The 18,762-nt window shown below is 69.1% G+C and carries 16 protein-coding genes, 2 tRNA genes and 1 pseudogene (1 of these 19 running past the window's edge); 8 read left to right on the top strand and 11 right to left on the bottom strand.

The window, feature by feature from the left end; all coding sequences use genetic code 11:
* From ACQEVC_RS17440 to ACQEVC_RS17415, 6 genes are all read right to left on the bottom strand, one after another.
* Nucleotides 1-663: the 5' portion of a carbon-nitrogen hydrolase family protein gene (locus tag ACQEVC_RS17440; protein ID WP_432878542.1), read on the bottom strand. It extends 135 nt beyond the left edge of the window; the window shows 663 of its 798 coding nt (coding positions 1-663); its start codon is at nucleotides 661-663; its stop codon lies off the left edge, out of view.
* Between the two features lie 62 nt (nucleotides 664-725).
* Nucleotides 726-2,018, bottom strand: a complete 1,293-nt coding sequence (gene clpX / locus ACQEVC_RS17435; RefSeq protein WP_318403363.1) for an ATP-dependent Clp protease ATP-binding subunit ClpX — start codon at nucleotides 2,016-2,018, stop codon at nucleotides 726-728.
* Between the two features lie 218 nt (nucleotides 2,019-2,236).
* Nucleotides 2,237-2,905, bottom strand: coding sequence for an ATP-dependent Clp protease proteolytic subunit (locus tag ACQEVC_RS17430; RefSeq protein WP_101367584.1), 669 nt, complete (start codon nucleotides 2,903-2,905; stop codon nucleotides 2,237-2,239).
* A gap of 11 nt (nucleotides 2,906-2,916) precedes the next feature.
* Entirely contained in the window at nucleotides 2,917-3,561 is a 645-nt protein-coding gene (locus tag ACQEVC_RS17425) for an ATP-dependent Clp protease proteolytic subunit (RefSeq protein ID WP_318403364.1), read from the bottom strand.
* Between the two features lie 196 nt (nucleotides 3,562-3,757).
* A complete protein-coding gene (gene tig / locus ACQEVC_RS17420; protein ID WP_318403365.1) occupies nucleotides 3,758-5,122 on the bottom strand; it encodes a trigger factor in 1,365 nt (454 codons plus the stop codon).
* A gap of 128 nt (nucleotides 5,123-5,250) precedes the next feature.
* A tRNA-Pro gene (locus tag ACQEVC_RS17415) sits at nucleotides 5,251-5,324 on the bottom strand.
* Between the two features lie 238 nt (nucleotides 5,325-5,562).
* Between ACQEVC_RS17415 and ACQEVC_RS17410 the strand changes: the two genes are divergently transcribed.
* The 4 genes from ACQEVC_RS17410 (at nucleotide 5,563) to ACQEVC_RS17395 (ending at nucleotide 8,218) form a co-directional block, all read left to right on the top strand.
* A tRNA-Gly gene (locus ACQEVC_RS17410) sits at nucleotides 5,563-5,636 on the top strand.
* Between the two features lie 348 nt (nucleotides 5,637-5,984).
* The gene (locus tag ACQEVC_RS17405; RefSeq protein ID WP_432878537.1) at nucleotides 5,985-6,764 is read left to right on the top strand and encodes a transposase family protein; all 780 of its coding nucleotides are present in this window, start codon (nucleotides 5,985-5,987) and stop codon (nucleotides 6,762-6,764) included.
* Nucleotides 6,765-6,858: 94 nt separating this feature from the next.
* The gene (locus ACQEVC_RS17400) at nucleotides 6,859-7,791 is read left to right on the top strand and encodes a hypothetical protein (RefSeq protein WP_432878535.1); all 933 of its coding nucleotides are present in this window, start codon (nucleotides 6,859-6,861) and stop codon (nucleotides 7,789-7,791) included.
* 145 nt (nucleotides 7,792-7,936) lie between these two features.
* Nucleotides 7,937-8,218 carry an Imm21 family immunity protein gene (locus ACQEVC_RS17395; protein ID WP_432878532.1) on the top strand — a complete coding sequence of 94 codons (282 nt, stop codon included), beginning with the start codon at nucleotides 7,937-7,939 and terminating at the stop codon, nucleotides 8,216-8,218.
* A gap of 232 nt (nucleotides 8,219-8,450) precedes the next feature.
* Here the strand turns inward: ACQEVC_RS17395 and ACQEVC_RS17390 are convergent, their stop codons facing one another.
* The 3 genes and pseudogenes from ACQEVC_RS17390 to ACQEVC_RS17380 form a co-directional block, all read right to left on the bottom strand.
* Nucleotides 8,451-8,813 carry a cyclic-phosphate processing receiver domain-containing protein gene (locus ACQEVC_RS17390; RefSeq protein WP_432878530.1) on the bottom strand — a complete coding sequence of 121 codons (363 nt, stop codon included), beginning with the start codon at nucleotides 8,811-8,813 and terminating at the stop codon, nucleotides 8,451-8,453.
* A gap of 236 nt (nucleotides 8,814-9,049) precedes the next feature.
* Nucleotides 9,050-9,544, bottom strand: a pseudogene (locus tag ACQEVC_RS17385) (helix-turn-helix domain-containing protein); the annotation flags it as partial.
* Nucleotides 9,545-9,555: 11 nt separating this feature from the next.
* Complete coding sequence (locus tag ACQEVC_RS17380) at nucleotides 9,556-9,696, bottom strand: hypothetical protein (RefSeq protein WP_432892109.1); 141 nt, start codon at nucleotides 9,694-9,696, stop codon at nucleotides 9,556-9,558.
* An 852-nt stretch (nucleotides 9,697-10,548) separates the two neighbouring features.
* On the opposite strand from ACQEVC_RS17380, the gene ACQEVC_RS17375 reads away from it, so the two are divergent.
* The 4 genes from ACQEVC_RS17375 (at nucleotide 10,549) to ACQEVC_RS17360 (ending at nucleotide 16,412) form a co-directional block, all read left to right on the top strand.
* The gene (locus ACQEVC_RS17375) at nucleotides 10,549-11,178 is read left to right on the top strand and encodes a peptidoglycan-binding protein (RefSeq protein WP_432878527.1); all 630 of its coding nucleotides are present in this window, start codon (nucleotides 10,549-10,551) and stop codon (nucleotides 11,176-11,178) included.
* Nucleotides 11,179-11,266: 88 nt separating this feature from the next.
* On the top strand, nucleotides 11,267-12,184 hold the full coding sequence (locus ACQEVC_RS17370; RefSeq protein WP_432878524.1) for a C40 family peptidase: 918 nt from the start codon (nucleotides 11,267-11,269) through the stop codon (nucleotides 12,182-12,184).
* Nucleotides 12,185-12,355: 171 nt separating this feature from the next.
* Nucleotides 12,356-15,592, top strand: coding sequence for a BTAD domain-containing putative transcriptional regulator (locus ACQEVC_RS17365; protein WP_432878521.1), 3,237 nt, complete (start codon nucleotides 12,356-12,358; stop codon nucleotides 15,590-15,592).
* Nucleotides 15,593-15,881: 289 nt separating this feature from the next.
* Nucleotides 15,882-16,412: an RDD family protein gene (locus ACQEVC_RS17360; RefSeq protein WP_432878519.1), complete on the top strand. Its 531-nt coding sequence runs from the start codon at nucleotides 15,882-15,884 to the stop codon at nucleotides 16,410-16,412.
* A 66-nt stretch (nucleotides 16,413-16,478) separates the two neighbouring features.
* Here the strand turns inward: ACQEVC_RS17360 and ACQEVC_RS17355 are convergent, their stop codons facing one another.
* Both ACQEVC_RS17355 and ACQEVC_RS17350 read right to left on the bottom strand, forming a co-directional pair.
* Complete coding sequence (locus ACQEVC_RS17355; protein ID WP_432878516.1) at nucleotides 16,479-17,030, bottom strand: GNAT family N-acetyltransferase; 552 nt, start codon at nucleotides 17,028-17,030, stop codon at nucleotides 16,479-16,481.
* Nucleotides 17,023-18,651 carry an amino acid permease gene (locus tag ACQEVC_RS17350; RefSeq protein WP_432878513.1) on the bottom strand — a complete coding sequence of 543 codons (1,629 nt, stop codon included), beginning with the start codon at nucleotides 18,649-18,651 and terminating at the stop codon, nucleotides 17,023-17,025. The genes ACQEVC_RS17355 and ACQEVC_RS17350 overlap by 8 nt, the downstream gene beginning before the upstream one ends.
* Between the last annotated feature and the right edge of the window lie 111 nt (nucleotides 18,652-18,762).

The raw sequence follows: 18,762 nt of genomic DNA, 5'->3' as shown, positions 1-18,762 counted from the left end.
GCTGCGGCCGAAGCAGGTACGCCCCGGATCGTGGTCGCCGATCTGCCCCGCCGCCGCGACGTAGCACTGGTTCTCGATCGCCCGGGCGCGCAGCAGCACCTCCCAGTGGTCCCGACCGGTGTGCAGCATGAAGGCGGCCGGCACCACCAGCAGTTGCGCCCCTCCGGCGACCGTCAGTTGCCGGTACAGCTCCGGGAAGCGCAGGTCGTAGCAGATCGACAGGCCGACGCGTACCCCGTCGACGTCGACGGTGACCGGGTCGGAGCCGGCGGCGACGGTCTTGGATTCGAGGTAGGAGACCCGACCGGGGATTTCCACGTCGTACAGGTGGATCTTGCGATACGTCGCGGCGAGCGCGCCGGAGCGGTCGAAGACCAGCGAGGTGTTGTAGGTGTGCTCCGGATCCGGGCCCGTCTCGTGGAACGAGCCGGCGTGCACCCACATCCCGTGCTGCCGGGCCGCCTCGGCGAAGAATTCGGCGAACTCGCCGTCCACCGGTTCGGGGGCGGGCATCCCACGCGACGGGCCGAGGTAGTCGACGTACTCCGGAAGGATCGCCAGGTCCGCCCCGGCGGCCGCAGCCCGGCCGAGCAGCTCGCCGGCGGCGGTCAGGTTGGCCTTCCGGTCGTCGCGGGCGTTGAGCTGGCAGACGGCGACGCGCATGCGGAGAGCCTACGGGGACGCTCCCCCGGTGACCAGGCTTACCGGGGGAGGTCGGCGGACCGTCAGGCCGAGCGCTCCTCACGCTCGCGCCGGGCGCGGCGCCCGGTGAACTCGCGCGGCACGATCGTCGGGTTGACGTTCTCCAGCACGACACCCCGGGTGATCAGGACGCGGGCCGCGTTCGGGTTGCTGGGCACCTCGTACATCACGGAGAGCAGGACCTCTTCGAGGATGGCACGCAGCCCCCGGGCACCGGTGCCGCGGAGCATGGCCTGGTCGGCGATCGCCTCCAGCGCCGCCGGCTCGAACTCCAGCTCCACGCCGTCGAGCTCGAAGAGGCGTTGGTATTGCCGGACGAGCGCGTTGCGCGGCTCGGTGAGGATCCGGACCAGCGCCTCGCGGTTGAGGCTCCGGACGTTGGTGATCACCGGAAGCCGGCCGATGAACTCGGGGATCAGACCGAACTTGAGCATGTCCTCCGGCATGACCCGGCCGAAGATGTCGTCGGTCGAGCGCTCGGAGACCGACCGGAGGTGGGCGCCGAAGCCGAGCCCGCCCTGGCCGGTACGGGCCTCGATGATCTGGTCCAGGCCGGCGAAGGCGCCACCGCAGATGAACAGCACGTTGGTGGTGTCGATCTGGATGAACTCCTGGTGCGGGTGCTTCCGGCCGCCCTGCGGCGGCACGTTCGCCACCGTGCCTTCCAGGATCTTGAGCAGCGCCTGCTGCACGCCCTCGCCGGAGACGTCCCGGGTGATCGACGGGTTCTCCGACTTACGGGCGATCTTGTCGACCTCGTCGATGTAGATGATCCCGGTCTCGGCCCGCTTGATGTCGTAGTCGGCGGCCTGGATCAGCTTGAGCAGGATGTTCTCGACGTCCTCGCCGACGTAGCCCGCCTCGGTCAGCGCGGTCGCGTCGGCGATGGCGAACGGCACGTTCAGCATCCGGGCGAGGGTCTGGGCCAGGTGTGTCTTGCCACACCCGGTCGGACCGATCAGCAGGATATTGGACTTCGACAGCTCCACCCCGTCGGCGGAGCCGGGCCCGCCGGCGGACTCGGCCTGGATCCGCTTGTAGTGGTTGTAGACCGCTACCGCGAGAGCCTTCTTGGCCTGGTCCTGACCCACGACGTACTGGTCGAGGAACTGGCAGATCTCCATCGGCTTGGGAAGCTCTTCCCACTTCACCTCGCCGGACTCGGCCAGTTCCTCTTCGATGATCTCGTTGCAGAGGTCTATGCACTCGTCACAGATGTAGACCCCAGGCCCTGCGATGAGCTTCTTGACCTGCTTCTGCGACTTGCCACAGAAGGAGCACTTGAGTAGGTCGCCACCGTCGCCGATCCGTGCCACCTACGTTCTCCCTGCGCTCATCGGCCAGCCTGTCTGAGTAGAGGCACTGGCCTGCGGACGGTACACCCCGTCGGTCGTGTTCGCCGGCCGGTCCCGACCGGCCGTGGGCGGTGCAGGACCGACGTTACCCGCTGCGCGGGCTTTCTCCGACCCCCAAAACGGGTGTGTCAGAGGCCGGCCACCGGGCAGCGGGTCGGCCGGCCTCTGACCCAGAATGATCAGCTCGAGGCGTTCGCCGCGAGCAGGCCCTTCTTTCGGCTGGTCAGGATGGTGTCGACCAGGCCGTATTCACGAGACTCCTCGGCGGTCATGAACTTGTCACGGTCGATATCACGACGGACTCGTTCAATCGGCTGGTTGGAGTGTCGGGAGAGCATCTCCTCGAGCTGGGTACGCATCCGGAGAATCTCCCGGGCCTGGATCTCGATGTCCGAGCCCTGCCCGTAGCCGCCCTCGGTGGCCGGCTGGTGGATGATGATCCGGGAGTTCGGCAGCGCCATGCGCTTGCCGGGCGTACCGGCGGCGAGGAGTACGGCCGCGGCGCTGGCCGCCTGCCCGAGGCAGACGGTCTGGATGTCCGGCCGGACGTACTGCATCGTGTCGTAGATCGCCGTCATGGCCGTGAACGAGCCACCGGGCGAGTTGATGTACATGATGATGTCGCGGTCCGGGTCGGTGCCCTCCAGCGTCAGCAGCTGGGCCATCACGTCGTTGGCCGACGCGTCGTCCACCTGGACGCCGAGGAAGATGATCCGGTCCTCGAAGAGCTTGTTGTAGGGGTTCGACTCCTTGACGCCGTACGAGGTGCGCTCGACGAAGGAGGGCAGGACGTACCGGTTGTGCACGGGCTGGAAGCCGCCACCGGCAAGCAGGGTCGGGTCAGTCATCTTTCCGCTCCTCAGCTCAGGGTCCCGGCGCCTTCCGGAACCTGCGCGGCTCCGGTGATCACCTTGTCGATGAAGCCGTAGTCCTTGGCCTCGGTGGCGGTGAACCAGCGGTCCCGGTCCGAGTCGGCCTCGATCTGGGCCTGCTCCTGGCCGGTGTGGAAGGCCACCCGCTCCTGGAACATCCGCTTGGTGTAGAGCATCTGCTCGGCCTGGATGGCGATGTCGGACGCCGTACCGCCCATGCCGCCGGACGGCTGGTGCATCATGATCCGCGCGTGCGGCAGGGCGTAGCGCTTGCCCTTGGTGCCGGCGCAGAGCAGGAGCTGGCCCATCGAGGCGGCCATGCCCATGGCGACCGTGGAGACGTCGTTGTCGATGAATTGCATGGTGTCGTAGATCGCCATGCCGGAGTAGACCGAGCCACCCGGCGAGTTGATCCACAGGTTGATGTCGCGGCTGGGGTCCTCCGCGGCGAGTAGCAGCAGCTGTGCGCAGATGCGGTTGGCGACCTGGTCGGTCACCTCGCTGCCAAGGAAGATGATCCGCTCCTTGAGCAGCCGGTTGTAGACCGAGTCGTCGAGGTTGCCACCAAGTGCGTCCGCACCGCGGGCTTCGGTCACCCGCAGGGGCATAGCTGAGAAGTCTGAACCAGTCATGGCAGCCCTTCGCTCTCCGTGCGTCTTACGCCCGACATTAACCGCTGACCGGGGTCGTAACGTCCCGGTCCGGGCACTGTTCGCTAACAGCGCAGTTGCCGACGGCGCGCTGACCGCCCGGGGCGTACCCGATGGGGTTCTAGCCGGTCGGGCCCGGACGTGGCGTCCGGGCCCGGCGGTCACGACCCCGCGCGGCTCAGTGCTCGTGGTCGTGGTCGTGCTGGTGGTCGTGCTCCTCGCCACTCGCGGCGCGCAGCTCTTCCATGCTGATCGGGTTGCCGGCCGAGTCGGTGATCTTGATCCGCTCCATCACCATGGCCAGGGCCTTGCCGCGCCGGACGTCGCCGTAGACCGCACCGGCCGCGCCCGAGCGGACGAGCTGGTCGTAGTACTGCTGCGGGGCCATCCCGGCGCGCTGCGCCCGGTGCACGATCTCGTGCCCGAACTCGTCGTCCGAGACCTGCACCTGCTCGGCGTCGGCCAGGGTGTCCAGCAGAAGCTGGATCTTGACTCCCTCGGTGGCCGCGTCCTTCAGCTCGGTGTCGATCTGCTCCTCGGTCTTCTCCTCGGAGCTGAGATATTCCTCCAGGGAGGCGCCGATCCGCTCCAGCTGGTCGACCATGGCCTGCTTGCGGTGCTCGACCTCCTCGCGCACGACCCCCTCCGGGGCCGGCACATCGGCGGTCGCCACCATCTGCTCCAGGGCGCGGTCCCGGGCGGCGTAGATCTGCTCGATCTTCTTCGACCGGCTGACCCGCTCGCGGATGTCGCCGCGCAGCTCGTCGAGGGTGTCGAACTCGCTGGCGAGCTGGGCAAAATCGTCGTCGAGCGGGGGGAGTTCCTTCTCCTTGACGGTGCGGACCGTCACAGAGACGTCGGCGTCCCGGCCGGCGAAGTCGCCGCCGACGAGCTGGGTCTGGAAGGTGGCCGCGTCACCGGCCGAGAGGCCGACCAGCACCTCGTCCAGCCCCGGCAGGAGCTGCTTGCTGCCGACCTCGTGCGAGATGTTGGTGGCAGAACCACCCGGCACCTCCTCGCCGTCGACGGTCGCCGCCAGGTCGATCTGCACGTAGTCGCCCTCCTGGGCGGCCCGCTCGACCGTCTTGAGCGTGGCGAAGCGCTCCCGCAGGCTGGCAACCTGGGCGTCGATCTCGCTCTCGTCGATCTGGAGCTCGTCGACGGTCACCTCGACGGTGGAGAGGTCGGGCAGCGTGATCTCGGGGCGGACGTCGACCTCGGCGGTGAACTTCAGCGCGTCACCGTCGTTGAACTCGGTAATCTCGACCTCGGGCCGACCCAGCGTCTTCACGTCGTGCTCGCGGACCGCGGCAAGAATGTTCTCCGGAATGGCGTCCTGGACGGCCTCGTTGAGCACCGTGCCGCGGCCGACCCGCTGGTCGATCACGGCCGCCGGCACCTTCCCGCGCCGGAAGCCCGGGACGTTGACCTGCGAGGCGATCTCCCGGTACGCCTTCTTGAGGCTCGGCTCGAGCTCGACGAACGGCACCTCGATGGCGAGCCGCACGCGCGTCGGGCTCAGAGTCTCGACGGTGCTCTTCACAGGCGTACTCCTTGACGGATCTCGATCTTTATTCTGGGCCGGTCTTCAGCCCATCGAGTGTAGGCGAGCCGGCGGAGGCGTCTGACGGCGCGGGGTGGCCAGGCTCACCCCGCAGCCGCGGGCGACAGTCGGGGTGGCGGGATTTGAACCCACGGCCCCTCGCTCCCAAAGCGAGTGCGCTACCAAGCTGCGCCACACCCCGTGGCGGTGAAGAGTCTATGCCGTCCGGTCAGAGCCGCGCCCGCCCGGTCTCCGTGTCGTCCCGAACGACCTTGATCTTGGGGTACGTGAGGGCTGGCGCTTTCGGGTTTGTGCCTGCTGGGCTGGCGGGTGGAGGGGTGGGTGGGTCCGTGGCTGGGGGCGCCGGCGGGATGCCGGTATCCAGGGGCCGGGGCGACCCGTTAGGCTATCCGTCGCGCCCTGAGATGATCGGGGCGAGCGCGGGCGTAGCTCAATGGCAGAGCTTCAGTCTTCCAAACTGACGGTGCGGGTTCGATTCCCGTCGCCCGCTCCAGTCCCTCCGGCCCAGGTCAGCGATGGTTTCGCCGAGCCTGGGCCGTTCTGTTTCCGGCTCTAACCGATCTTGCGGGGCCATTCGCGGGCCATCAGCCGGTCCAGGCCAGCACGTCGGCTGGCCCGTCGTCCGGGTCAGTACCCTTGCGGTGCTCGTGGGTCGTCTTCTTGGGCTTTGGTTCTGCCTTGGCGATGCGACGGTCCATGTCGTCGGCGGGCCATCCCAAGGCGCAAGTGACAGGTTGAGGGTGCGCCCGTGGGCCTCCGAGATAATCGGATGATTCGATCGGCCTCCCTGCCTGAGGGATGTCTCGTAACTCTCTGATGGTCCATGGTGGATCATGTTGGGGTGCAGGTGATCTCGGCAGCCCGCCCGGAGTGGATCTTCCCGTTCACCGGACTGCAGCCCGCTCAGTTCCGCAAGCTGGTCCGGCTGGTCGCCGAGCGCGGCGGGGAGGCGATCGCCGACGGCCGGCCGGGCCGGCAGTGGTCCCTCGACCTACCGGACCGGGTGCTGCTGGTCGCCGCGTACTGGCGCACGAACCTGACGATGCGGCAGATCGGCCCGCTGTTCGGGGTGTCGCACTCCGCCGCCCACCGGGTCATCGACACCCTCGGCCCCCTCCTCGCCCTGGCACCGATGCGCCGGCGCCGGGTCGACCAGATCACCATCGTCGACGGCACCCTCATCCCGACCCGGGACCACCGACTGGCCGCCCGCAGCAAGAACTACCGCTACTCGACGAACCTCCAAGTCGCCATCGACGCCCACACCCGCCTCGTCGTCGCCCTCGGCGACCCGCAACCCGGCAACCGCAACGACACCATCGTCTACCGCACCTCCGGCATCGACCAGAAACTGGCCGGACGGACCGTCATGGCCGACGGCGCCTACCGCGGCAACCCCGAGGTGATCATCCCGTACCGCAAACCCGCCGACGGCAGCGAGCTACCCGACTGGAAGGCCAACCTGAACAAGCAGCACCGTAGGGTCCGAGCCCAGGTCGAACACGCCCTGGCCCGCATGAAGTGCTTCAAGATCCTGCGCGACTACCGCCGCGCCGCCCACACATTGACCCACACCGCTTCCGACATCGCCCACCTTCACAACATCATCCTCGCGGGCTGACACCAGCACCCTTGCCAGGCAACGCCTTCACCAAGTTACGAGACATCCCTTATTACGGGACGGCTGAACATTCAGAATGAGGGGTGGTAAAGACATGACGGACCTCAGCGGCGACGGCGTCGACGTTCCGGCCTTGCGGATCGTGACGCTCCATGCGTTGGCATGTGGGGCCGTCTCGGTCGCGGCCGTGTTGGCTGTCGGGCTGTGGACGGTAGACCAGGACTGGACCATGTCAATAGGTCCGATGTTCATCTCCCTCGCCGCGTCACTCTGCGCCGTATGTGTCATCACCGCGTTGTCACCGCTGTTATCGATGTTGGTGATGCGACGGCGGGGACTTGGAGCCTATCTGACGCATGCCCTGGTGCCGATCCTGCTGGTAGTCCTGATCCCGGTTGGGGTGGCCATCGGCGGGCCGGTACGCGACCAGTGGGAAACCACCGGCTACTGGGCCGTGTTTACGTTGTGTGTGCACCTCGCGTTGGCGTTGGCGACTCGTCGGCGGCTGCCTGGCCTGGCCCGAGTGGGCGCCGTGCTCGCTGTGGCGGCCATGTTCGTCGCCGTCGTCGGCATCGAGCGAGCCAGTCAACTGCGGTGGCGAGTCGACGATTTTCGCATTCTCGGCGTGCCGCTGGTTGTTCCGGAGATCCCCGGCTTCGAACTGACGTACGCGTATCCTGGCCAGCCGGGGCATCCGGACCTCTTTCTCGAGCTCTCCGATCGACCAGCCAGGCCCTACGGCCGCACGGTCACCGTACTCGTCCAGAGGACGGCAGGCGCTGGCTACCCGACCTCTGGAAGGGTGTCGTGCTGGGGGCGCGCGGACGACCGACTTGTGTCCAACGACGGGGCCCTGGTCTATTGCTTGGCGGAGAAGGGGTTTGAAATGCACGTACGACCTGACCCACAAATGCCGAGCCTCGCGCCGCTGGCACCGCAGATCTCCCTTCGACGGGTACAGGCACAGCAACTTGCCGAACTGCCCGGAACCGACTGGCAGCGCTCAGTTGGTTGGACGACCGACTGAGAACGGCTGGAAGGTCGTTACGAGCGCACAGCCGGGCGGCGATCCGGCGACCGTCGCTATGTGACGATGACTCTCCGGCCACGACAACGTTCCGCCGCGTCTCGGCGCGCACCCGTGTTGCCGGCCTGGCAAGATTGGTGGGGAAATGGGGTCGCTGCACTACACGTGGGTCTCGTCGGCTGGCGGACCGCTGCTCGTCGCTCCGCAATCGGCACTGTCGCTGTGGACCGGTGTCGACAGCACGGATGAATCCCTAGAGAGCTCGGGGGACTGCGACCGGGCGTGCGCGATCGACGGCTACGTCGGGGTGGTCGCCATCGGCCAGCGGCAGGCGCTGGTACTAGGCGACGAGCCGGCACCGACGACGTACCTGCCCTCGGAACGGCTGTTCCTGCGCTGGGCAGCCGCGTATAAGACAACCTGGTGAGGGCCCGGGACGAAGTTGGAGCCCGACAACCACCTCGTGATGGATCTGCGCCCGAGTGAATGCCGGGTCCGAGCGACGCAACCCGCCGATGGCAACAATTGGATGATCCTCGTCCAGCTCCAACCTGTGCCATGACCTCGCCCAGCCGGAGACTGACGCAGGCTTGATCAGGCATCCGGATCTAGCCGCCGTCCGAGTGTGGCGGCCGTCGGTCGGCGCGTTCCCGGTCAGCTCACGCGGGGCCGTCGAGGTAGCCGACGTCCGTGGAGCCCGACGCGACGCGGACGTGATACCCCCAGTGTCGTAAGACCTGGGCGATCTTCGTGGCGCCGGCCGGGTTGGCGGAGTGGACATTGATGACGCCGACGTCAAAGGGGCGCTTGTCGAAGGCCGCCCGTTCCAGGACCTCCACGACCGGCCAGATCGTGTCGTCCCCGCCTAGGTCGTGGTCCAGCCACAGCTCGTCCAGGCGCCGGTCCCGGTACCGATCGAGGATTTCAACTGCGGCGGCGCTGGTGCGGGCCACCTCGGCGCTACGGCCATCCACGAACGAACGGAGGTCATCGACCAGAACGATCGTTCGGCGGGCATCCACGCGATGATGATGCCTGGCAGCGTCATGATCCGACATCCGGATTTGCCGTCGTCCGTGTGCGGCCGCCCGATCGGGAGCCGTCACGCCACGTGACTGCCTTCCGTATCGGTCGACAGCAGCAACTGCCGAAGGTCCCGCGCCCGGAATGGACAGCAAGCTCGATCAGGGTGGCGCCCCCTCCTCAGATACCGGGCGAGAGGTCTCTTTGTCTCTCTCGACCGGTATCGAAGAAGGCCCCCGGTGACGACCTTCGCCTCCGACCCGTCAGCCAGCAGCACACCGCCGACGATGTCCATCTGCCACAACTCCATCGGCACCGCCCGCTGCCACCGCCGATAGTCCTTCCGCCCCCGACCCCGAACCACCGGCTCGACCAGGCCATGCCGGGCGAGGATCCGATACACACTCATCCGCGACGGCGGATCCGGGCAACCAGCCCGACCCAGCTCGAACACGATCCGCCGGGCACCCCAGCGCGGATGCGCCCGCCGCAACTCACACACCGCCGCTTCCACCTCCGGCGACGCCTGATGCGGACACGACACCGGCCGCCGCGACCGATCCACCAACCGGCCAAGCCCACCCTCGGCATACCGGCCCAACCAGGCGTGGACACTCTGCCGCGACACCCCGAACCTGGCCGCGACCTCGGTCACCCGCTCCCCGGCCGCCACCGCGAGAATCGGCCTGCTGGCGGCCTCCGGCCGGCATCGGCCGGCGCGGCGGGCCAGACTGGCACGGGCTACTCCGGTGGGTTCGCCGCAATGAGTAGCTGACCCCACTTGCGCTGGGACCAGCTCAGCAGTCCAAGAAGGAAGACCACGAGACCGCCGACGATCCACAGCACGCCGACCTTCTGGCTACCGGGGGAAGGAGACAACACCAGCGAACAGGAGAACTCCGACGACGGCCATCAGAGCGCCCGCCGCAGGCTGTAGCCATCGAGGAAGGCGGTTCGAACGGCTCTTATGCAGCAGGTACTCCCCGTACTTGCGGGCGGCTTCGGATACGCCGGGATCCGACGCTGACTGTCCCTCCTTCGCCCGCAATACGGCCTCACGTCGCTGCTGGGCCACTCACCCGGCGCCAAGCAGTGCGGGCCTGCCGTCGCTGCTGCCAGGTGAGCACGAATAGATCATCACGCACGCGTGGAAGGGTAGCCGGTTCAGGCCAGCCCGCCGCACGAAAGCCCGTGACGATCGCGAGGGTAGTTGGCCGCCGTCGGGGTTGGGCGATCGCTGCCGCGCCGGTGCGCGGCTTGCCACCGGAGTACGTGGTCTGGGTGCGCGGTGACCCGGCGCCACGGCAAGCCGCCCCGGTCCGAAGGCCAGGGCGGAAAGCCGTACGACGCCGGCTGGCCGCGCACCGAGGCACGAGCCGTGCCAGCCACGTGCCATAAGCCCGTGCCGCAGGCGATCACCAACGGGCAGGAGCGGCCAACGGCACTCCACCGCTGACCAGGCACAACGGGAGCTGGCTCCGGGTGACGCCCGCTGCCTCCTCTGGCACGACGTGCGACACCCGCTCCGCACCTTCCGGTACGGGCGGCGCGCGCCGCGGTACGGGCGGAGTACGGACAGTGCCGTGCCAGCGATCATTCTTACCGTTCCCACCACGCCGCCCGGAAACCGGGCTTGCGCTGCCGGAACGACAGGGGAACGTGATGAGGACGGGGTTTGCGAAGCGATCGCCGCGCTCGACAGCCAACCGGCTTCGAGTGGGAGTGGCGACGGTGATGGGCGCGGCACTGGTGTCGCTCGGTTCGATCGTGCTGTGGCCGATGTCGCCGGCTTCCGCCGACGTCGGTACGAGCGCGGTGACCCTGTGCGATGTGGATCTGGAGTACGGCGAATCGGGAAGTTGCGTCGAGCGGTTGCAGCGGCGACTCAACGAGTTGGGCCTCAACTGCGGCAACCAGCTCGCCGTCGACGGGGCGTTCGGTGCGGCGACGCGGATGCGGGTGTTCGCGTTTCAGGGACGCAACCGGCTGACCATGACCGGGGAGGTCGGGCCGGCGACCCGCTCGAAGCTCGCCAACCCGGACGAGGAGCTCGCCGTAGCCTGCGACTCGACGGTGGAGAGCCAGATCCGCGCCGTCTTCCCGGAATCGATCGCGAACAAAGCGGTCCGGGTCGCCCGGTGCGAGTCAGGGCTCAACCCGATCGCCGTCGGCCTCAACACCAACGGGACCAAGGATGTCGGGGTGTTTCAGTTCAACACCGGCGGAACTCTGCAGGAGTACCTGCCGGGAAGCACCGTGGCGGTGCAGATCGACAGGGCGCTGAGTTCGGCGGACAACATCCATGCCGCCTACGACCTGTACCGGGCTCGGGGCTGGCAGCCGTGGACCTGCGGCGACGCCTGACTTCACCTTCCCGATCTTCTGTCGAAAGTGACAGGACGCCAGGGGTTGCGAGTCTCGCCGACCCCGCGATGAAAAGGAGATCCCCACCGTGCAGAGAAAACATCTGAGACCCAGAATCACGACGTCGATCGTGGCCTTCCTCGTCGCGGCCTCCAGTGCCGTCTTCGTGGCCGCGCCTCCGGCGTCCGCCGACGGTCTGAGCAACCCGAGCGGCACGCTCACCGTCTCCTGCCCGGGCGCCGACGCCTTCATCCAGGTCGACTGGAAAGGCGCGAACATGGTGACCGTCCGGTGGCGCGTCGACGACACCGGTACGGCGGCCAACTTCTCTCCGGTGCTGCGGATCCAGGCCCACGACTCCGACCACACCGCGGCGCCCTTCGTCTTCCCCGGCGACAACGCCTACTACATCCTCAAGTCCGGTAACGGCACCCACGAGGTCGGCCTCAAGTCCGACTGGAACCCCAGCAACCTCGCCGACATCAATCACCTTACGGTGAGGGTCCAGAACGGGACGACCGAGCAGGGGACCGCCTGCTTCAAGGAGAGGAACATCTTCAACTGGACCAGGATTGCCTATCGGAAAGCCGTGGACAAGCAGGGTGCCGACTACCTCTTGGGTGGTACGGGTCCGGACTACGACTGCTCGGGGCTCGTGCTCACCTCTTACAACCAGGTGGGGAACCTCCCCGACTTCGACATGAACAGTGTCCGTACCGCAGAGCAGATCTACAACTGGGCTCGGACACACACCTCCCCCGCGAAGAAGTACGCCAAGCAGGTTTCGGCTGCGGACCTGAAGATCGGTGACCTGCTCTTCTACACGAACACCGCCGACAACGGCCGCTTCATCACACACGTCGCCTTCTGGGCCGGGGACAACACCCTCTACGACGCCCACAGCCCCGGGGTTCCCGTCGGTTTCCACGCCAACACCTCGTGGTGGAGCAGCCGCTTGGTCGCCGCCTACCGCATCCTTGGCGTTTCGGACGTCGCCAGCGGGTGACGTAGTTCCTCCGCCAGATCGGCGAAGCACCGGGACACCGGTCCCGGCGTCCTGTTCCAGCCAGGACGCCGGGATCGGCGCACGTCTTCCTGTGCTGGTCAGCGGCACATAGGATGGGCCGGTGCCGCGAAGATCGCAGTGCAACGATCTGACCACCCAGTGTGGGTACGAGTGACGGCGACAAGCTTCGGCGGGCTGCTTCGAGCCCATCGCCGCCGTACCGGAGTGACGCAACGGCAACTCGCCGACCGGGCGGGCATGAGCGCGGGCGCGATCCGCGATCTGGAACAGGGCAGGACGAGAAGCCCGAAGCGGGACTCGGTCCAGGCCATCGCCACCGCACTCGGGTTGAGCGGGCCCGACGTCGAGCAACTTCACGCCGCCGCCGAGGCCCATCGCGCACAGCGCGCCGAAGCCGGTCCGGTCCGTGGCGGCCCGCTGCGCATCCGTGTACTCGGTCCGATCGAGGTATGGCACGGCGATGTCCAGGCATCCCTCGGCTCCGACCTACAACGCACGCTGCTCGGGCGGCTCGCACTCGGCGCCGGCGCGGCGGTCGCCCAGGACGAACTCATCGAACTCCTGTGGCAGCACGGCGAAGCCCAGAACCCCGTGAACCTGCTGCACACGCACGTCGCCAGGTTGCGGCGGCTGCTTGACTCCGACTTGCGGGCCGACAGCGTGCTCGTCGGCGGTCAGACCGGGTACCGGCTCGCAGTCACCGCCGATCAACTGGACCTGCTGGCGTTCCGCGATCTCACCGCGCGGGCGGCGTACGACGCGCCGGAGGCGGCGTTGACCCGGCTCGCCGAAGCCGTCGCGCTGTGGCGCGGCGAGATCGACGCGGAGCGGGTGGCGTCGAGCCCGCTCTACACCGCCGTAGCCACCGAGTACGCCGCCGCCGTCCAGGCGTTCGCCACTCTGGCGCGTGATCTCGGCAAGCCGGAGCGGGCGCTGAGACCGGTGCTGCGGCTCGCGAATCGGCGCGAGCTGGACGAGCCGCTGCACGTCGAGCTGATCCTGACCCTGGCCGCGAGCGGCCGGCAGGCAGAGGCGCTCGCGGCGTACGACCGGATCCGGTCCGCACTCGCCGACCAGCTCGGCATCGATCCTGGCGAGCGGCTGCGCTCCGCCCAGCTCGCGGTGCTCCGGCAGCGCGAGCGGCAGGCCCGACGGACAGTGGGGCGGATCGCGGTCCAGCAGGCGCCCGCCCCGCCGCCGGACTTCGTCGGCAGGGCGGACGAAATGGCCGTGATCGAGGCTGCGCTCGCCAGGGCGGGCCAGCAGGCCGGATCGCCCTCGTCCCGGATCGTCCTGATCGACGGCATCGCCGGAGTCGGCAAGACCGCTCTGGCGCTCGCCGCCGCGCACCGGTTGCGTGCGAGGTACCCCGACGGTCAGCTCTACGCCGACCTGCGCGGCACCTCCGCGACCGCGCCGGAACCGATGCGGGTGCTCGGCCGGTTTCTCCGCGCGCTGGGCGTGCCGAGCAGGCGGATCGGGACCGACGAGACCGAGGCGGCCGCGTTGTTCCGCAGCGAGCTCGCCGACCGGCGGATGCTGGTGCTGCTGGACAACGCACATGACGCCGAGCAGGTCCGGCCGCTGCTGCCGGGTGCGGGCGGCAGCGACCTGATCGTGACCAGCCGGCGCAGGATGCTCGGCCTCGCCGGTGCGAGCGTCGTCCACCTCGAACCGCTCAACCCGGCGGAGTCGATCACCCTGATCGCCGCGACCGCGGGATCCCATCGGATCGACGCCGATCCCGATGCGGCCGGCGCGCTCGCCGAGGCCTGCGCCCGGCTGCCGCTCGCGCTGCGCATCGCGAGCGCCCGACTGGCCACCCGGCAGGCGTGGACCATCGGCGACCTGACCCGCCGGCTGCACGACGACAACCGCAGACTCACCGAGCTGTCCACCGGTGAGTCGAGCGTGCTCACCAGCTTCCAGCTCAGCTATGCCGACCTGAGCCCTGCGGCCCAGCGCGCGTTCCGGCTGTGCAGTCTGCACCCCGGCGACGACTTCGGCGCCGACAGCGCCGGTGTCCTGCTGGCGATGCCGGCGGCCGAGGCCGACCGCGTGCTGGAGGACCTGCTCGAGGCGAACATGCTGATGCAGTACGCGACGGACCGCTACCGGTTCCACGACCTGCTGGGCCTGTACGCCCGCCGGCTGCTCGCCGACGACACCGAGGTCGAAGCCGCGCGTTCCCGGCTGTACACCTGGTACGCCGACGCGGTGACGGCCGCGATGGAGTGGGTGTACCCGCAGCTCGTCCGGCTCGACACGCATGCGGAGCGGGACAGGTTCTTCGCCACCGAGGCCGACGCGCTCGCCTGGCTGGACGTCGAGCTGCCCGCGTTGGTCGCCGTCGTCAGGCACCCGGCCGGGTCCGCCGACCCTGCGCTGTCCTGGCGGATCACCGACCAGCTCCGCGGGTACTTCCTGATCCGCCAGCACGTCGACGGCTGGCTGCCCGCGGTGGAGGCGGGTCTGGACGCGGCCGCCAGCGCCGGCGACGACGTCGCGCGGACCGCGATGTTGATCAGTCGTGCCCAGGCACTGTGGTCGGTCGGTCGGAACGAGGAGGCGCTTTCCGACTGCCTCGCCGGCGAGCAGCTCGCGGTGACCACCGGCTGGACGACGGCCGCGGCGTACCTGTCCCATCACATCGGGTGGCTCTATCTGGAGCAGGGCAAGCTCGCCGACGCGGAGCAGTGGCTGCACCGCGCGCTTGAGTTGACCGAGGACGACCACCTCGGCCACGTGCGGGCGGTCGCGCTCAACGGACTCGGGGTGATGCGGATGTGCCAGGGCGAGCTGTGGGACGCCGCCGACCTGCTCAACGCGGCGCTGAAGATCAACGAGGTGACCGGCCGGAAGACGTCCGCGCTGGCCAATCGGGGCAACCTGGCGAGCGCGCTACGTCAGCTCGGTGCGGAGGCGCGCGCCTCCGAACTGCTCGTCGACGTGCTCGCGGCGTACCGGAAGGGATCGAACCAGCGCGGCGAGCTGTCCACTTTGGACGAATTGAGTCACCTCTACAGACAGCGCGGTGACGCCGCCACCGCGCTGGAGGTGGCCAGCCGAGCGCACGAGATGGCGGTCGCGGTGCACGACAGGAAGGCCACCGCACAGACCTCGGCCACTGTGGCGGAGGCATACCTCGCGCTCGGCAACACCATAACGGCGGCCCAGTGGTTCGAGCGCTGCGTGACGATCGCGCACCACACCTACCCGTTCGTGGCGGCACGGGCACTGGTCGGCCTCGCCACCGCCCGGCTCTCGGCGGATGACCCGACCTCGGCGAGCTACACCGCCGAGCAGGCCGTGGCAATCGCCGGCTCCTGCGGTTTCCGGCTGCTGGAGAGACGGGCGTTGGCGGCACTGCACGCGTCGACACGGTGAACGCACCAGTCGGCGGCTGGCGTGCGGTGAACCTCTTCAACCTGAACCGCGCGGCGCTCACACCCCACGTCCGAGCTTGCGCTCCGACGGATCGCAAGGGGAGGTTGAAAAGGTGCAGTGGTGAACCCGGCGGGGGCCGGAGTTCTTCTGTGGCGGGTGCCCTGCTAATAGTGTCAACGTGACCGACCAACCTCCATACCCGTCGCAGCAGCCTCCATACCCGTCGCAGCAGCCCGAGCCGTCATACCAGCAGCTTCGGCAATACCCCCAGCCGTCCGCGGAGTACCAGATGTCCCAGCCGGCCCACCCGGTGCCGGTCGCCCCGGATGGACGACCGCTGGCCGGTCTGGGTCAGCGGCTCGGCGCCCGAATCATCGATTCGATCATCGTCATGCTGGCCCTGCTGGTGGTGGCCGGGCTCGTCATCGGTGGCGGCGTCGCGCTTCTCTCCACCGCCATCGGCGAGGACTCGCCGATCCTGCCGATCACGGCGGTTGTCGGCATCATCGCGATTGTCCTCGGCCTCCAGTACGCATATGAGGTCGAAATCCCGCTGCGCTGGAACGGACAGACCCCAGGCAAGCGAATGCTGAAGGTCGCAGTCACGCCGCTGGAGGCGGGTACTCCGCTCCGCCGCGGACAACTGACCTACCGGTACCTGGTGATGCTGGGTTTCAACCTGCTGTCGAACTGCTACATCGGGCTACTGGACCCGCTGTGGTGCCTGTGGGACAAGCCTTACCGGCAATGCCTGCACGACAAGCCAGCGAAGACGGTGGTCGTCAAGGTCGATCCGGCCGCGCAACCCACGCGGTACTGAGCCCGATTCCCACGCCGCCTCATCCGGGCACGGCCAGCCGACAGGCCCACCGCCGCCCAATCCGGCTTACCGGCCCTGCCACTCCTCCGCCAGCAGTCCGTAGATCACGTTGTCCGCCCAGACGCCCTTCGTCCAGTAGTCCCGGCGCAGGTGGGCCTCCTTGACCATGCCGACCCGCTCGCACAGCCGGGCCGACGCCCCGTTCAACGCGTTGAGCTGCGCGATCACCCGGTGCATCCCGCAGTGCTCGAAGGCGACACCGAGGAACGCGCGTACCGCCTCGGTGGCGAAGCCATGGCCGGAGGCCGACGGGTGGAAGGCCCAGCCCAGCTCGCCCCGGGACAGCGTCTCGTCGGCCGGCCACAGGATCAGGTCGCCGACGACCTCGCCCCGGTGCTCCACCACCACCGCCAGGCGGGAGCCGATTCCCGTGATGCTCGTGTGGTGGATCCGCTTGCCGACCATCTCGGCCGTGAACTCACGCGTCCACGGCTCCCAGGGGATGTAGCGGGCGACCACCGGGTCGCTGTAGTACGCGTGCAGCGCGTCGACGTCGTCGGCTCGGTACTGGCGGAGCAGCAGGCGCTCGGTACGGATCGGCAGGGCCAGGTCAGACATGTCCCCCAGTATCAGACCGACGGCTGCCGACAGCAGCATCGCCGGGTGCGACGGAGCCGCTGACGCGCTCGTCGAAAGCGGCCGGGCGGCGTCGCCGGACGGACATCGCCAACGCGGTCACGGCGGCGGCGGGAATCAGGGCGTACCCGCTGAAGGCCAGCACCACGACGACCGCGACGAACGCGACGGCGGCGACCGCCCGCAGCGGCCCGGTCAGCACCCGACAGGCGGCGGCGGTGCAGCCGAGGTAGACCACCAGGAAGAACGTGGTCGGCACGTTGACCAGGGTGGTCAGGTCGACCACGCCGGCACCGAGCAGCCCGATCAGCACTGCCCCCGAGCTGAGAAGGGCGGCGAGCAGCCACGGTGGCATGGTGTCCCGGGCGGCCGCCGCGCGCTTCGAGTCGCCTCCCGGCCCGGAGCCGGGGAGGCCGATCCGGGAGCCGAGGGTCGGCGCGGTCCCGGAGCCAAGGGTCGGCGCGGTCCCGGAGCCAAGGGTCGGCGCGGTCCCGGAGCCAAGGGTCGGCGCGGTCCCGGAGCCAAGGGTCGGCGCGGTCCCGGAGCCAAGGGTCGGCGCGGTCCCGGAGCCAAGGGTCGGCGCGGTCCCGGAGCCAAGGGTCGGCGCGGTCCCGGAGCCAAGGGTCGGCGCGGTCCCGGAGCCAAGGGTCGGCGCGGCCGCGGAGCCAAGGGTCGGCGCGGTCCCGGAGCCGAGGGTCAGCGAGCGTGCCAGGCTGCCGGCGCCGGCGAGGTACGCCAGAATCGCGCCGACGGTGAGCACGACCGCGCCGACGACGGCGATGGCCTGCCCGGCCGGACCGACCGCGAGGGTGAGCAGCGCGGCCAGCGGCACCGACGTGTTCGCCTGCGGGCCGAGCGCGGCCACGGTGACGGTGCCGAGCGCCAGGTAGATCACGGTGGTGGTGCCGAAGGCGATGCCGATGACGACCGGGAGTTGCCGGCCGGGCCGGGCGAACCGGTTGGTCAGCGGTGCGATCGCCTCCCAGCCGACGAAGGCCAGCATCAGGGTCGAGGCCGCCGGGCCGATCGCCGTCCAGCCGTGCGGTGCGAACGGCGTCCAGTTGGCGGCTCTGCTGGCCGGTGCGGCCCCGGCGACCGCGCCGACGACGATCGCGACGAGCAGCACGACCAGGCCGAACTGGACGGTGGCCGAGGTACGGACGCCGCGCAGGGTCACCGCGAGGGTGCCGAGCAGCAGCAGTGCCGCGGTGGCGGAGGCGAGCCGGACGTCACCACCGAGCAGGTCGGCGACGTAGTTGCCGCAGGTGACGCAGACGATCGGCGCGCCGCTGACCACTCCGGCCAGGAAGCACCAGGCGACCGCGCGTCCGGCCCGGGGGCCGAGGCCCGCCTCGGCGTACGCCCGGACTCCGCCGGCCGACGGGTTGCGTACGCCGAGGGCGGCGAAGACGACCGCGAACAGGCCGGACGCGACCAGTAGGCCGGCCCAGGCCAGGATCGACGCCGGTCCGGCCAGGGTCACGGCCAGGCCGGGCAGCAGTAGCAGGCCCGGCCCGAGCAGGGCCCCGACGTAGAGCGCGGCGCCGCGCGGCACACCAAGATCGGGTACGACGGGATCGCGCTGGCGGGTCAGGCTGGTCATGCGGTGCAGTCTGGCAGCGCGGGCGCGGCACACGATGGCAAATGTGCGCGCTGGCCCGGCCCGGCACGCAAGATAGTTGCGCTGGAGAAGCGATTTGCGGCAGCATGTGCC

Source organism: Plantactinospora sp. CA-294935 (assembly GCF_050936445.1).
Lineage (GTDB): Bacteria > Actinomycetota > Actinomycetes > Mycobacteriales > Micromonosporaceae > Plantactinospora.
Note: the sequence above shows the minus strand (reverse complement) of the source record. Positions and strands in the feature narration are given on the sequence as shown.

Excerpts from the sequence above, each read along its gene's own strand:
- ACQEVC_RS17430 (WP_101367584.1), bottom strand. The coding sequence starts at position 2,905 with ATGACTGACCCGACCCTGCTTGCCGGTGGCGGCTTCCAGCCCGTGCAC.
- ACQEVC_RS17425 (WP_318403364.1), bottom strand. The coding sequence starts at position 3,561 with ATGACTGGTTCAGACTTCTCAGCTATGCCCCTGCGGGTGACCGAAGCC.
- ACQEVC_RS17400 (WP_432878535.1), top strand. The coding sequence starts at position 6,859 with ATGACGGACCTCAGCGGCGACGGCGTCGACGTTCCGGCCTTGCGGATC.
- ACQEVC_RS17395 (WP_432878532.1), top strand. The coding sequence starts at position 7,937 with ATGGGGTCGCTGCACTACACGTGGGTCTCGTCGGCTGGCGGACCGCTG.
- ACQEVC_RS17375 (WP_432878527.1), top strand. The coding sequence starts at position 10,549 with ATGGGCGCGGCACTGGTGTCGCTCGGTTCGATCGTGCTGTGGCCGATG.
- ACQEVC_RS17360 (WP_432878519.1), top strand. The coding sequence starts at position 15,882 with ATGTCCCAGCCGGCCCACCCGGTGCCGGTCGCCCCGGATGGACGACCG.
- ACQEVC_RS17355 (WP_432878516.1), bottom strand. The coding sequence starts at position 17,030 with ATGTCTGACCTGGCCCTGCCGATCCGTACCGAGCGCCTGCTGCTCCGC.
- ACQEVC_RS17350 (WP_432878513.1), bottom strand. The coding sequence starts at position 18,651 with ATGACCAGCCTGACCCGCCAGCGCGATCCCGTCGTACCCGATCTTGGT.